Here is a 14,642-nt window from a genome sequence, read left to right as displayed (position 1 = left end):
CCGTGAATGGTTAAACGCAATCCTATTTTTCCGTATTTATGCAATCCGTTTCATATCATCATAAAATTAAACACTCATAAAAATAACAGATTTTTTAATAAAAAAGAAGACTTACTAAATAGTAAGTCCCTTTTGCAAATTTATTCTACACAAAATGGAGCAGGCGCATTGGTACTCACACCAAATTCATACGCAATGGCTTCTAAAATACGTTCTGAGGCCTTTCCATCGCCATATGGATTACTTGCTTCAGCCATTTGTTGATGTGCTTTTGGATCATCTAATAGTTCAGTCATACCCGCTAAAACATCTTTTGTTTCAGTTCCTACTAATTTTAGTGTCCCAGCTTTAACACCTTCTGGACGCTCGGTTGTATCGCGTAAAACTAATACTGGAACACCTAATGAAGGAGCTTCCTCTTGAACACCACCAGAATCACTCATAATCATGTAGCTTCTAGCTGCTAAGTTATGAAAATCAATAACATCTAATGGGTCAATTAAATGAATCCGGTCATGGTTGCCTAAAATGCTACTTGCGGCTTCTTGTACAACTGGATTTAGATGTACTGGGTAAACTACTTCCACATCAGCATGACTGTCCACGACTTTACGAATCGCATGGAAAACGCGTTCCATTGGTTCACCTTGATTTTCTCTTCTGTGCATTGTCATTAAAATTAAACGATTGTCTTCTTTAATTTTAGCTAACACTTCATGTTGATATTCTTCTTTAACCGTCTCATTTAAGGCATCAATTGCCGTATTTCCAGTAATAAATATTTTATCTTTTGGATGATTTTCATTCACTAAATTTTCTTCGCTTTCAACTGTTGGAGCAAAGTATAAATCGGATAAGACATCCGTTACTTGGCGGTTCATTTCTTCTGGGAAGGGAGAATACTTATTCCATGTTCTTAATCCAGCTTCAACATGCCCTACCATAATTTGGTTGTAAAAGGCAGATATTCCTGCTGCAAAAGTTGTGGTTGTATCGCCATGAACTAACACGATATCTGGTTTTGCTTCTTTCATTACATCTTCTAAGCCAATTAAAACATTCGCTGTGATTTGAGCTAAGGTTTGGCGATCCTTCATCACATTTAAGTCATAGTCTGGTTTAATGTTAAAAATGGATAATACTTGATCTAACATTTGACGATGTTGCGCTGTTACAACTACGATTGATTCGAATCGATCACTTTGACGCTCTAATTCTAAAACTAATGGAGCCATCTTAATAGCTTCTGGTCTCGTTCCAAATATCGTCATTACTTTTATTTTCTTCATAAATTCATTTCCTTTTAAGTATATTTTCTATTAACTAAATAACTAAAATAATTGTAACATAAAACAAAAAGCAAACAAACCTGTAACTCGTTTGTTTGCTTTCTATTTTTACAAGCCTAATTGTATTTTTAAATTCTCAGAAATTTTTTGTAACTCTTCTGGTGCTATAATTTGGTATGAAACACCATTAATCATTTCTCCGGTACCTTGCATTTGAATTTGCTCAACATTTCCTGCAGCTGCTTTATATTTCCCTTGAATGTCCATCATATCATCAAAAGTTAAATTTGTTGCCATATTATTCCCCATTGCGTTTAAAATATCTTTGTATCTCGTCAAAGTTGAAAAATTAGCCGCTTTTTTAACAATCGCTTCAATGACTTGTCTTTGTCGACCTTGTCTGCCATAATCCCCTGTTGGATCTTCGTAACGCATTCTTGAGTAGGCTAATGCTTTCTCTCCATCTAGATGAACAGGACCTTTGGTAAACTTAATATTATCTTGAGTGAAATCAAGAGGACTTTCAACATCGACACCACCAACTGCATCAACAATTTCTTTTACTCCTTGCATATTGATTTCAATATAATAATCGATTGGAATATCTAATAAATTTTGAACCGTATTGATTGCCATTGTTGTCCCACCAAAAGCGTATGCATGGTTAATTTTATCTGTTGTACCATGACCTACAATTTCAGTATACGTATCTCTGGGAATGCTTACGATTTTTGTTTCATTTTTTTCTGGATTTACGGTAACGACCATCACAGAATCAGAACGACCTTGCTCTGTTCTACCTAAATCACCTGTATCCACCCCTAATAATAAGACAGAGAATGGTTCTCCTTTTTCAATATTAATTGGTGTTTTTCGAGTTTCTTCTTTATCAACTTTTTTATACATTTTATCCGTTGTTTTGGTAACATCATGATATACCTTATAGGCGTAAGCCCCCATTGCTCCTACTGCGAGTAAAAAAATACATAGAATCCAGATTAAAATTTTTTTCATTCCTATCTCCTAACTATTCATTAAATTTTTACTATCTTGAACCAGTTTTGTGAGTTCTTTTCTTTTCAATATTATATAACATATATATGTAAAAAGATAGATATAATAAGCATCTAATAACGGTAAATTCCAAGAACTAACAATAAAAATAATCGTTATAATCAATTCGATAATGATATCTTTCAACACTTTAATTTCCAATATTTTAGATAGATATAATTCAGAAATTATACATCTCAAAGCTAGCAAAAATACGATTAATAAAATAGTAACTATCAAATTTTTCAATAAAAATGCTGTTATCCCAGTTAAAATAAAACTAGTTATAACTACTAACAGATTAATTTTTAGCAAAATATTTTCTCTTCTTAACGTTTTTAAATACGTGTTCACTAACAATAAAACTTTACTTTCATACAAACACATTGGAAACAACAATGCCATATAGCTCAGACTATCGGAATACTGTGGCAACCACATTGAAAGAATAAATTTCATTGGATAAAAAAATAGCAGCACTCCTAAAAGTGGAGTCATTATTCCTAATCTCAACATCGGATATAGTTTGATTAAATTATCTTTCGATGTTCTTCTCATTACTGGGAAAATTACAATAGCTAGTGAATTAATAAATAACATTAACATATTTGATATACTCAGAGTTAAAGAGACTTTTCCGAATGTATCTATACTCCAATTTTTTTCAATACTAATTCTGATAATTCCTATTATCAGCATGCTTGATAAATTTGCAACTAGCAATTTAATTCCCACAGAAATATTTATCCAAACTTCACGCATAGTAGTTTTTAAATTTTCTAGTTTTTGAAAAATCATATCACTACATATTATTATTGCATAGAGAGTTGAAAACAGTTTAGCTCCAATATCAGCATAAATTAAAATTTCAAATTTTTTGATCCCTAACAATAAAATCGTAATTGTAAAAATAAAATAAAGACTTTTTTCAATAATAAGGATAATAGAAAATTCTTTAATTCTATTAGTGGCCTGTAACACAAATGTTACTAATGATCGAGGAACCACTAAAATACCAGTTACACAAGTGAAAGCAACTACAAATAATTTGTTTATATCATCGTAATTAATAAAATATAAATATAAAATCAAAAAATTTGCCATTAAATCAAAAAAAACTATAAACCAAAATTGAGAAGCTAGCAGTCTTTTAGGTAAATCTTTATAGTGACTTCCACCAAATCTTAAATAAATCCCATCAGTTATCCCTAATGACATATATGATATATACGTTGTAAAGAAAAGATAAAGTTGCCAATATCCATATGAGCTAATTCCAATAAATTTAGGAACAATAATAATTAAAATAGTTGAAACAACTAAAGATAAAAAATTGGCAACAAAAGTATATGAAAAATTTTTAGTTATACTTTTTAATTTAAAGTTCATTATAGAAACCTACTTTCCATAAAAATTATTCCAAATGATATAATGTAATCTTAAATTTATTCTGCAAATCAGACATGACAATTTAATTTTATATGATTTTAAATCTAGCAAATTGTATCTAAATAAGTTTTTTTTCAAATACAGCGTTGTTTTTTTATCTAACTTCTTTTGTTTCATTCCATTCATAAGCAAACTAATATTAATATGCATAAACAAATCTTTATATAACTCAAGCCCACCATTAATGCTATCTTGAAATTTATCGATTATCTGCTGTAATGCCAACAACGCTGTTAATTTTGACTTACTATAAGTATAAGAAGTACTATTATTCCCATGAGTAATATAATTATAGTAGCTTGCTGTAGTTACAGAAACAGACTTACTTTCCATAAATAATTGAGAAGTATAGAGTAAATCTTCACAAAAATAAATATTTTCATCAAATAAAGACATTCCATTTTTTTTAATAATATCCATTGAAAAAAGCTTATTCCATAGATATCCACCTACTTGATTATTCTTTATTAATATGTTTATTTTTTCTTTATTATCTTCAATAGTAAAATAATCAATTTTTCCATTTATAGATGAATTTAATCTAGTCTTGTATCCACAAACAGAAATATCTGAATCAGTGCTCCTGATTAATTTATATAGATTTTCATACATTTTTGGATCAATCCAATCATCAGAATCAACAAATCCAACATATTCTCCTTTTGCAACTTTTAAAGCATCGTTTCTTGCAGCCGATACTCCTTCATTATTTTTATGAATCAACTTTATTCGAGAGTCTATTTTGGCATAAGCATTACAAATATCTTTACTTCTATCATTCGAACCATCATTAACTAAGATAATCTCTAAATCTTTGTACGTTTGAGCTAAAATACTTTCTAAACATTTTTCTAAAAAATTTTCACTATTAAAAATTGGAACTATAATTGTAATCATTTAAATTTACCTTTCAAAATTCATATTATTTATTACTAATGTTCTATTCATCTTTAATTTTAATTATTTTAGCAAAGATTATAATCAATACAATTGTAACAATTTTAATTGGAGAAAGTGAGGATACGATAAATGATAAATATGCAGCTCTAGGTGCAAACAATATTGTTCGAGTCATAAGCAACGCAAAAGTAACGATAATAAACTTGTTACTCTTAATAGCAACAAATAAAATATGCAGCAAACAACCATATAAAAAACTCCCAATAATAACACCTAAAAATGAAAAGTCAGCATAATTTTCAGCTATAAAACTTGAGCCATAGCCATAGCCTTTTAAATAGGCAACAGGCATTATAAGATATGGTAAGGCCTGAGAATACAGATGACCATTTATAGCTCTATCTATTGATTGTCCTGTAAATTCTGGTAACCCTTTTAATTTTCTAAAAATATTATTATCTATAAATTCTATCACTGGACCCAATGTATATATTTTATGAGGTAGTTGATCACGATACATCTCAGTGTAACCAATTAAGTTTGCACTAACACCTTGTGAATATAAAAATTCTTTCAATGAATTAATAAAATCACCACTATTTGCAGTAGCTGTTTTTTCGGTAAAAGACGCTCTGACATTTCCAATAATGGTCATTAAGGACATTAATATGGGAACACTTATCAACGAAGCTAATACTTCAAATTTTCCAATCCATTTTTCTTTTTTATTTACAATCCCAATATTTCTAATAACAAAATAAATGAAAACAATTAGGATATTAAGCATTAAAATTGATCTTCTACCTCCCATTGAGGCAATTATTCCTTCTAAAAGATACAAACTAGTGGGTAAAAGTACTTTTCTTTTAGTTGGGTAAGTTGCCAAAAATGCAAAATAAGCAATATCATACATATTAGATACATTCTGTAAAACACCTGGCAAACTTGATTTAAATGTAGTAAAGGTTTCAAAATATCCCTCACTTATGGCTGTATTTCTCATCTGCCAAACTATAATTAATCTAAAAGAAATAGAAATATAAAAAAATATTAATGCTGCATTTTCCAAAGCTTTATTATAGTCATTAGAAATTGTAATTTTACTTACATAGGGTATTTTAATCTTTTGAACTATTACATATCCTAAAAAAACAAAAATTAGTGAGAGAAATAAACAAGTCATAGTCAAATGAACATAACTAGAATCAACAAAATCTAAACCATAAGTTCCTCTTTCAGTAGATCTATAGTTAAAAAATGTTGAAACAAAGATTCTGCCAATTAAAAATATAAAAAATGTACAATTAAAACAGAAAAAAATTACATTTTTATTAAAATTCGAAATTGAATAACTTACATTGTTAAACAAAACTATTAAAACTGCAGTTAATTCAAGTAGGGTAGAATCAAAAATTAAACCCATCACAAAAACGACTATTGCTAAAAGTAAGTAAATAGCATTAAAAAAATAGGTCTTCTTCATACTTTCAACCTCGGCTTCCAAATAATCAAAATATTTATAATAGGAATAATCAGCTATTCTCTAATATTTTTTTTGAAAAATTTAAGTATAACTTATCCGCATTACTTTTATTTTCCCAAATTAATTTTGAATTAATTTTAAATTTATTATATTTTTTTAAATCCATTGTATAAAACTGTCGGATACTATTTGCAATTTCTAATGGGGTACAATTTTTTTGTAACAATAATCCATTAACATTATTCTCTACTATTTCTTTTGTTCCTCCTACATCAGTTGCCACAATGGGAATACCAATTGACATAGCTTCCATGATTGAAACAGGAACGCCTTCTGAAAGCGATAGATTCATAAAAATTGTTACTGGATTATTTTTATACCAGTTTAAAACTTCATTATTTTTTAAAAATCCTACAAATGAATAATTTGAACACGTTAAATTTTTTTGTGCACTTTTTTTTAATTCATCTAATTCTGGACCATTTCCTATATGTGTCCATTTAAAAGGAATATCTTGAAACTCTAGAATTTTTAAAGCTTCAATTAGTAAATCTAATCTTTTAACTTTTCTAACTGCAGAACAAGTTACTATCGATAAAACATCTTTACTTTCTATCATTTGAATGAATGGGTCAATTGTTCCCAATCTTTCAACACTTATTTTTTTTGTATGCATTGGATAACTATTTTTCAAATAATCAACGCCATCTTGAGAACAAGGATAAATATTATCAAGTTCATTTAATAAAAATAATCTTTGAGGTAAAAATTTTAAAGGAGATTCATTCTCATATAAATCATATCTATGTGCTCTTGAAATAGTATATGGCTGTAGTTGATTAAATAATTTGTTTTTTAATTCAATCGCTACTCTAGCTGTTATATAAAACCAATAACTATATATTGTAACTACATTAAACTTATCAATTTCAAAAGAAGCTAAGTTACTTTCTATATTTTTATAAATGCTTAATGCTCTTGCTTCAAAATAGTAGGAATACAACCTTTCGAATATTGTTTCTGTTTCTTTTTTTATGTTTTTCACTTTTTCTTTATCTTTTCTTATGTTAATATAATTTTTAAAAAACATTGACAGTTTACCCATCTTCGAATGGTTAATATTACTTTTTATAATTTCAACATTTGGTGGAACCTCACGAGTCTGTTCCATTTTTAAAGAAACCATTGTAGAAATTATGATAACTTTATCATAGCAGCTAGATAGATATTCTATTTCAGATTCTATATACTCCTCTCCTTTATAATAAGGATAGTAATTAGTTAATAAAATTAAACAGTTACTCATTTTCAAACCTCATTTTTCTTTTAGTCATGGTTGATATTTTTTCTAGTTATTACTGAAACAATAGTTAAATAAATAATCTTAACATCTAGAATAAAAGAAATATTTTCTGTATAATAAATATCATTATTCATTCTTTGTTCCATTGTTGATTTATTTCTTAGTACAGCTTGATTATATCCCGTTATTCCCGGTTTCACACTAAATTTTTTCTTAAATTCATCTGTATACCTAGATTCATTACCTAACGGGCTTGGCCTAGGACCCACAAAACTCATTTCTCCTTTTAAAACATTAAAAATTTGAGGCAATTCATCGATACTTGTTTTTCTAATTATTCTTCCTATGTTTGTTACTCTAGAATCATTACTAGAGTTAAATGTACTTCCATCAATATTCCTTATGTCTTTAGCATTTTCTTTCATTGATCTAAATTTATACATTGAGAATTGCTCCATATTTTTCCCAAGACGTTTACCATTATAAAAAATTGTCCCTCTATCTTCTAATTTAATAAAAATAGCAGTAGGAATCATTAGAACAATTAACACTGGTAAAATTAATATCGATAGTACAATATCTAATACTCGTTTAATAAAAAATTGGTACATTTTCTAGTTCCTCCATTAAATTATAAATATCTTTTAGTGCTTCGTTAAATTTATATGTTGGAATAAATCCAATTTTCTTTTCTGCCTCAGAGCTATCCATATATGATGATTGTATATTTTCAATTTTATTTGGATTAGTTATTGTTAAATTTCCATTATTGTTAAAAACTTCATTAATATTTTTTGCAACTTCAATATTAGTTAATTGATCTTGGGTTCCTATGTTTAATGTACCTGTATATTCATACGTCATTAAAGCTTTGTATACGGCATTAGCAGCATCCTTTACATATATAAATTCTCTTTTCGCCTCACTTTTCGAGTCAAGTACCAGTTCTTGCTTATTATATGCTTGTCTAAAAAATTTATTTATCATATAATTATTTTTTTCATTAAAACCATAAAGATGGGCTAGTCTCAAATTTTTTACTTTCAATCCTTTTTTTTCACTATACAAGTTTCCAATTTGCTCACATACTACTTTGCTAATACCATACATAGAATTCGGGCGTGGTATGTTTTTTTCTTTCCATGGAAGCTCTTCAGCACTTGAATATACTGAAATAGTTGATGCATAAACTATGTTTTTTATATTTAGTTCCACGCATGCATCATAAAGATTTTGTGTTAATACTTCATTATTATGAAACTCTTTTATTTCTCCTTGACTACCTCTACTTGCAGCTAAATGTATAACTGCCGTAACGTCTTTTAAACTACTGATTAAATCCTCTTTTGAATAATTTGTTTTATAACAAAAATCCTTAATTTCTACATTTCTAGATAAAACTTTAATATCTATTTCTTTCTCTTTTAGTAGAGAGACTACATTCTTTCCTAAAAATCCTGTTCCACCCGTTATTGCAACTTTCATAAGCAAACCTCAAATCTATTTTTTGTAAATAAAATATCCAATTTTATCATGTTGACCATTTACAGGACGGATTAGGTCATTTTCATTATAATACATAAAGTTTTCTAAAGACTGTTTGATTTCTTTTGTATATTTTTTATACGTTGCTTTAGTATTTGGTTTTTGACAAATAAATTCTAAAATATACTGATCATTTATTATTTGTTTTTGTTCTAATTCATTTGTTTTTTGTTCTAATAAATGTTCAAAAGTTAATTTCAATAAATTTACTCCTGAATACTTTTGTAATAAATTCCACATATGACAACCGTCTAATCGTGGTGTTATTTCTATTATATATGGACTATTTTTTTCAAGCTTCATTTGAACGTAAAACGGACCATCCAGTATATTTAATTTTTTACATGCATTTTCAATTATATGAAATAATTCTTTTTCGCTTTCAAGTTTCAATTGTTCAGAAGGAACTATATGTTTTTTTATTAGACCTGTATATTCAGGCCATGTTTCTCTATCTGATGCTACTAAATAACAAATTTCTCCATTTATTGCATAACCATTTACTGATAGCTCTGGTCCCGTAATATAATCTTCCAAAATTACTAAACCAGATCTTGAATAACTTTTTACTGACTCATAATACTTTAAATATTCATCGTAATTATTAATTAAATAAATTCCTCGCTGACCTTGAGAATCCGTTGGTTTCATAATAAAAGGATAATCAAGTTCAATTACGGCTTTTTTATGTTCAACAATTTGATGTCGAACATTTCCAATAAAATCATTTCCCAAAGTTTGGCGCATTAAGTTCTTGTTATTACAAATTTTAGCTGTTTCGTTTGATACAAAATGAGGTAACTTTAATTTCTGACTAATTGAAGTTACGATTGGCATTGCTAAGTCAGAACCTACTGAATAAATTACCGAAATATTATTTTTTTCAATATATTCAATTAATGCATCTTCATCTAGAATATTAATTTCAGAAAAATGATGTGCTTCTTTGGCGCCCGGTCCATCATTGGCCATCGCACAAGCAAATGTTTCGTAACCTAAATTATTTAATTCAATAATTGCATCCATTTGAACTGAAGCAACCCCTAATATCAAAACTTTTTTTCTATCCATGTTGTCCTCCATTATTACTTAATTATTTTTTTTATTGATTCAATAATAAATTCAATTTCAGCATCTTTTAATATCGAATATACAGGTAATGTAACTTCATTTTTATATAAATTATATGCATTTGGAAAATCTTCAATTTTAAATCCTAAATTTCTATATGCTGTCAACATTGGTAGTGGCTTATAATGTACATTAGTTGCTATCCCTTTTTTTGCTAATTCAACAATAAATGAATTCCGTTCATTTTCGGTTTTATTCAGCAAGTTCATTAAATATAAGTGACCACTAGAATAATCTGTTGTATTATAATGTTCTAAATATCTCACAGGTAATTCACACAGACCTTTATTATAAGTTTCTATAATTTCTTTTCTTCTACTTAACATATCTTTGTATCTATTAATTTGAGCTAAACCAATTGAAGCATGTATATCCGTCATATTATTTTTATATCCTAAAATTTCTATATCATACTCCCATAAACCAATTTTACTTTTAGAAAGCGCATCTTTAGTTTGACCATGAAGTGAAAACAACATATACTTTTTATAAATTTCTTCACTATTTAAATCTGTTCGTGGCTTCCATGTTACTGCTCCCCCCTCTGCTGTTGTTAGATTTTTTACCGCATGGAAAGAAAAACATGTAAAATCTGCTACTTCTCCACTTTTTTTATAGTCTTTTATCGCTCCGAAAGAATGAGCTGAATCGGCAATAATGATAATTCTACTAAACGTCTTTTGAATTTCATTTTTTGGTTCAAATAAAAACTTTTTTTCTTCTACAATTCTATTTAATGTTTTGTAATCGCACATTATTCCTGCTAAATCAACCGGAATAATTGCCTTTGTTTTTTTAGTTATAGCATTAGCTACTTGATCATAATCCATTTCATATGATTCTTTTTTAGTGTCGACTAAAACTATTTTAGCTCCTACATGATGAATTACACTAGCTGAAGCTGTGTACGTATATGCTGAAGTAATAACTTCATCACCTTCTCCTACTCCTAATAATCTTAGTGTAGTTTCCATGCATGCTGTAGCTGAATTTAAGCATACAGCTTTTTCTGTATTACAATAATCTGCTACCTTATTTTCTAATTCTTTTGTTTTGGGTCCTGTAGTTATCCAACCTGATTTTAATGCTTCAGATACTGCTTTTACCTCTTCAATTCCAATATCTGGCGGTGAAAACGGTATATTCATAATGTTCCTCTTTTCTTTCTAATATATTTCATTTCTATTTGCTAAATTTATTAATCTTTCTTTTAATAAATCATCATTTTCTCTATTCAAATTATTCAATTCAGTTGTAATTGAATTTTCTGAATAATTAGAAACCTCCCCAACAAAAATCTTATCATGTACTTTTTTATTTGTCTGTTCACCATCTACTAATAATTCTTCATAAAGTTTTTCACCAGGCCTAATGCCAGTTTCGACTACTTCTATTTCATCTTCTTTAAAACCACTTAGTTTAATCACTTTTTTCGCTAAATCTAATATTTTAACAGGTTCTCCCATATCTAAAATGAATATTTCGCCGCCTTTTGCTAAAGCTCCAGCTTGAAGTACTAAACGACTCGCTTCTGGGATCGTCATAAAGTAACGTGTCATTCTAAAATCCGTCACTGTTAAAGGCCCACCACTTTTAATTTGTTCTTTAAATAACGGAACCACACTACCACGGCTTCCTAAAACATTTCCAAAACGGACAGCAGCGAATTTTGTTTTCCCTTCTTCATTTAAACCCGTGACAATCATTTCTGCAATTCGTTTTGTAGCTCCCATAACATTAGGAGGATTAACCGCTTTGTCAGTTGAAATCATCACAAAACTTTCAACATTTGCCTCTTTTGAAGCTTCTGCCATATTTTTTGTTCCATAAACATTATTTTTTAAAGCTTCTATTGGATTATACTCCATCATTGGCACATGTTTATGGGCAGCTGCATGATAAACTTGAGCTGGTTGGTATTCCTTCATGACATCAAAAATACGTTGTCGGTCTTGTATGTCAGCAATTACCGGGATCATTTCAATCGTTTGTTGATAGGATTTTGTCATTTCTTGATGAATATGATAGATAGAATTTTCTCCATGACCAAGTAAAATCATTCTTTTAGGCGCAAATCTAGCAACTTGACGACATATTTCAGATCCGATTGACCCGCCAGCACCACTTACTAAAACCGTTTTCCCTGTTAATTTTTTAGATATTTGTTCCATATCCAATTGAACTTCTTCTCGACCTAATAAATCTACAACATCAATCTCACGAAAACGACTCACGGATAATTTTCCATTTAACACATCTTCAACCGAGGGCATTAAATTTACCTTAACAGAAATCGCATTGCAAATATCTAATATTTCTTCGTACTCTTGAGGTTGTAGAGAAGGGATTGCAATTGTAATTTGTTTAATACCGTACTCATTCACAATTTCAGGAATATCCGTTACTAAACCAATAACTGGAACACCATGTAAATACGTATTTAATTTAGTAGGGTCTTTGTCAACTACTCCTACTATTTTAAGATCAGTGGTATTTTTTTGGGTATTTCTTAAAAATATACTTCCACCTTCACCAGCACCTACGACTAGGGTTTTTATTTGTCTTTGTGTTTGTAGTTTTTTTTCGCTATGATAATTTAATTCATTCAAAATTCGCCAAATAATGCGACTACTTGCAATCACAGATAAGGAAAAAATATACGTTAACAAAATAAATCGGAAACTTACTGCCATTAAGGTCAAACTTGAAATCACTGTTACCACAAGAAAAGATAAACTGACACACGCGAATATATTAATGATTTCCTTAATACTAACGTATCGATTAATTTTTGAAAATATCTTAAAATATGATGCAAAAGCAAGATAGCTAATGATACATAAACCAACACTCATATATAAAAAGAATTGAGATGGGTCAATATATGGACTTAAAAAGATATATGACAATAAACTTGAAAAAACAATCGCTAACGTATCGACTCCAATTAGAATACTTTTCTTTATCCCTCTCTTCATTTCACTTTTTCCCCTCCTTTTATTAAAACAACCCTAGAAATTTATGCTTTTTCACTTTACTAATAGGAAATGGACTAATGGTTTCTCCATTAATTAAGTCTTTTGCATGTTGTTTATAAACTGCAACTTTTTCTATTCCTACGTTTTTTTCTAATTTTGCATAAGCCTCTTTTAAATGAAATGTTCTAGTAGTGACATTATGCGCATCTGATGCAATAATATGAATTAAATTTGCCTCCACCATTTGTTTGCTAATTTTTTCAATTTTTTTCCCAAAATAACCTAGATAACTACCTGCTGTTAATTGAGCAAGTGCTCCTCTTTCGATAAATGCTCCCAATCTATCTGGATTATTTATAAAAACTTGATTTCGTTCTGGATGAACGATAATCGGGGTGATTTTGCTTTTATTTAACTGAAAAAACAACTCTTCACTAAATTGAGGAATCGTCATCGTTGGAAACTCAATTAATAAGTATTGTTGTTCTTCATCCACAAACTGGATATCACCTTTTTGAATCGATTCTATCAGTTCTCCTGTTATTCTAACTTCTTGACCAGGAAATAGGGTTAAGGGAATTTGGCGTTCCTCAAACTCTAACTGAAGAGCCTTCATTTTATCAATAATATCTTCTCGTTTATTAAAATACCGACCATTATTGTGATGTGGTGTCACCAGAATATGCGTGATTCCCTCTGCAACGGCTGCATGAGCCATTACAATTGAATCCTCCAACGTTTGAGCACCGTCATCAACTCCAGGTAAAATATGACAATGCAAATCGATCATATCGAGTCACTCTCCAACCCATAATACTTATAGGCACTGTCTTTTGTTCGTTCTACTCCATTAAATACAGTTCCTATCACGTTTGCATTTACAATTTCAAGAAGTTGTCTTGACTTAACTAAGGCTTCTTTACTTGCTACACCACTACGAACAACAAAAATGGTGCCATCTGTCTTAGCTGCCATAATTTGAGAATCGGTCACGGTAATGATTGGAGGCATATCGAAAATAACTAAATCAAACGCACCTTCTAAAATATCAATAATTTTATTCATTTTATTTGAATCCAACAACTCTGATGGATTTGGTGGAACGGGTCCACTCGTTAGAATAAATAAATTTTCATTGCTTCCTTGACGAATAACCGAGCTGAGCTTAACGTCTTTTTCTGTTAACAATGTCGTTAACCCTTCATGGTTGGGTATTCCAAATGTTTTATGAACCGTTGGCTTGCGCATATCTGCATCCACCAATAAAACTCTTTTTCCTTGTGAAGCAAAAACAACTGCTGTATTGGCTGAAATCGTTGATTTCCCTTCGCCTGGTCCTGAAGAGGTAAAAATCAATGATTTTAACTCTTTATCAACCATTGAAAATTGAATATTTGTACGAATGGTTCTAAATTGTTCTGCGACCACAGAATTTGGTTTTGTAGTTGTAATTAAACTTGCACCATTTGACGTTCCTTGATTAGTTGTTTTATTTTTTTTAAACATCCATT

Annotated in this window: 13 protein-coding genes; all 13 read right to left on the bottom strand. The window is 29.4% G+C overall.

All coding sequences use genetic code 11. The annotated features are described in order from the left end of the window. Positions 1-140: 140 nt before the first annotated feature. Complete coding sequence (gene wecB / locus CDIMF43_RS06000) at positions 141-1,289, bottom strand: non-hydrolyzing UDP-N-acetylglucosamine 2-epimerase (RefSeq protein WP_109841475.1); 1,149 nt, start codon at positions 1,287-1,289, stop codon at positions 141-143. A 108-nt stretch (positions 1,290-1,397) separates the two neighbouring features. Then, complete coding sequence (locus tag CDIMF43_RS05995) at positions 1,398-2,303, bottom strand: LCP family glycopolymer transferase (RefSeq protein WP_109841474.1); 906 nt, start codon at positions 2,301-2,303, stop codon at positions 1,398-1,400. Between the two features lie 9 nt (positions 2,304-2,312). Next, on the bottom strand, positions 2,313-3,731 hold the full coding sequence (locus CDIMF43_RS05990; RefSeq protein ID WP_109841473.1) for an MATE family efflux transporter: 1,419 nt from the start codon (positions 3,729-3,731) through the stop codon (positions 2,313-2,315). A gap of 9 nt (positions 3,732-3,740) precedes the next feature. Further along, entirely contained in the window at positions 3,741-4,688 is a 948-nt protein-coding gene (locus CDIMF43_RS05985) for a glycosyltransferase family 2 protein (protein WP_109841472.1), read from the bottom strand. A 43-nt stretch (positions 4,689-4,731) separates the two neighbouring features. After that, entirely contained in the window at positions 4,732-6,174 is a 1,443-nt protein-coding gene (locus tag CDIMF43_RS05980; protein ID WP_109841471.1) for an O-antigen polysaccharide polymerase Wzy family protein, read from the bottom strand. 49 nt (positions 6,175-6,223) lie between these two features. Next, the gene (locus CDIMF43_RS05975) at positions 6,224-7,480 is read right to left on the bottom strand and encodes a glycosyltransferase (protein WP_109841470.1); all 1,257 of its coding nucleotides are present in this window, start codon (positions 7,478-7,480) and stop codon (positions 6,224-6,226) included. Between the two features lie 20 nt (positions 7,481-7,500). Next, entirely contained in the window at positions 7,501-8,088 is a 588-nt protein-coding gene (locus CDIMF43_RS05970) for a sugar transferase (RefSeq protein WP_109841469.1), read from the bottom strand. Then, positions 8,069-8,962 (bottom strand): NAD-dependent epimerase/dehydratase family protein, encoded by an 894-nt coding sequence (locus tag CDIMF43_RS05965; RefSeq protein ID WP_109841468.1) that lies wholly within the window; start codon positions 8,960-8,962, stop codon positions 8,069-8,071. Before CDIMF43_RS05965 ends, CDIMF43_RS05970 begins: the two co-directional genes overlap by 20 nt. A 15-nt stretch (positions 8,963-8,977) precedes the next feature. Continuing rightward, positions 8,978-10,093 (bottom strand): ATP-grasp domain-containing protein, encoded by a 1,116-nt coding sequence (locus CDIMF43_RS05960; RefSeq protein ID WP_199198157.1) that lies wholly within the window; start codon positions 10,091-10,093, stop codon positions 8,978-8,980. 14 nt (positions 10,094-10,107) lie between these two features. Beyond that, on the bottom strand, positions 10,108-11,301 hold the full coding sequence (locus CDIMF43_RS05955; RefSeq protein ID WP_109841467.1) for a DegT/DnrJ/EryC1/StrS family aminotransferase: 1,194 nt from the start codon (positions 11,299-11,301) through the stop codon (positions 10,108-10,110). A gap of 18 nt (positions 11,302-11,319) precedes the next feature. Beyond that, positions 11,320-13,131, bottom strand: a complete 1,812-nt coding sequence (locus CDIMF43_RS05950; protein WP_109841466.1) for a nucleoside-diphosphate sugar epimerase/dehydratase — start codon at positions 13,129-13,131, stop codon at positions 11,320-11,322. Positions 13,132-13,153: 22 nt separating this feature from the next. Then, the gene (locus tag CDIMF43_RS05945) at positions 13,154-13,921 is read right to left on the bottom strand and encodes a tyrosine-protein phosphatase (protein WP_109841465.1); all 768 of its coding nucleotides are present in this window, start codon (positions 13,919-13,921) and stop codon (positions 13,154-13,156) included. Continuing rightward, positions 13,918-14,637 (bottom strand): CpsD/CapB family tyrosine-protein kinase, encoded by a 720-nt coding sequence (locus CDIMF43_RS05940; RefSeq protein ID WP_074402031.1) that lies wholly within the window; start codon positions 14,635-14,637, stop codon positions 13,918-13,920. Before CDIMF43_RS05940 ends, CDIMF43_RS05945 begins: the two co-directional genes overlap by 4 nt. Positions 14,638-14,642 lie beyond the last annotated feature (5 nt).

The sequence above is a fragment of the Carnobacterium divergens genome, assembly GCF_900258435.1.
In the GTDB taxonomy this organism is placed as follows: Bacteria; Bacillota; Bacilli; order Lactobacillales; family Carnobacteriaceae; genus Carnobacterium; species Carnobacterium divergens_A.
This window is presented reverse-complemented; position numbering and strand designations above follow the sequence as displayed.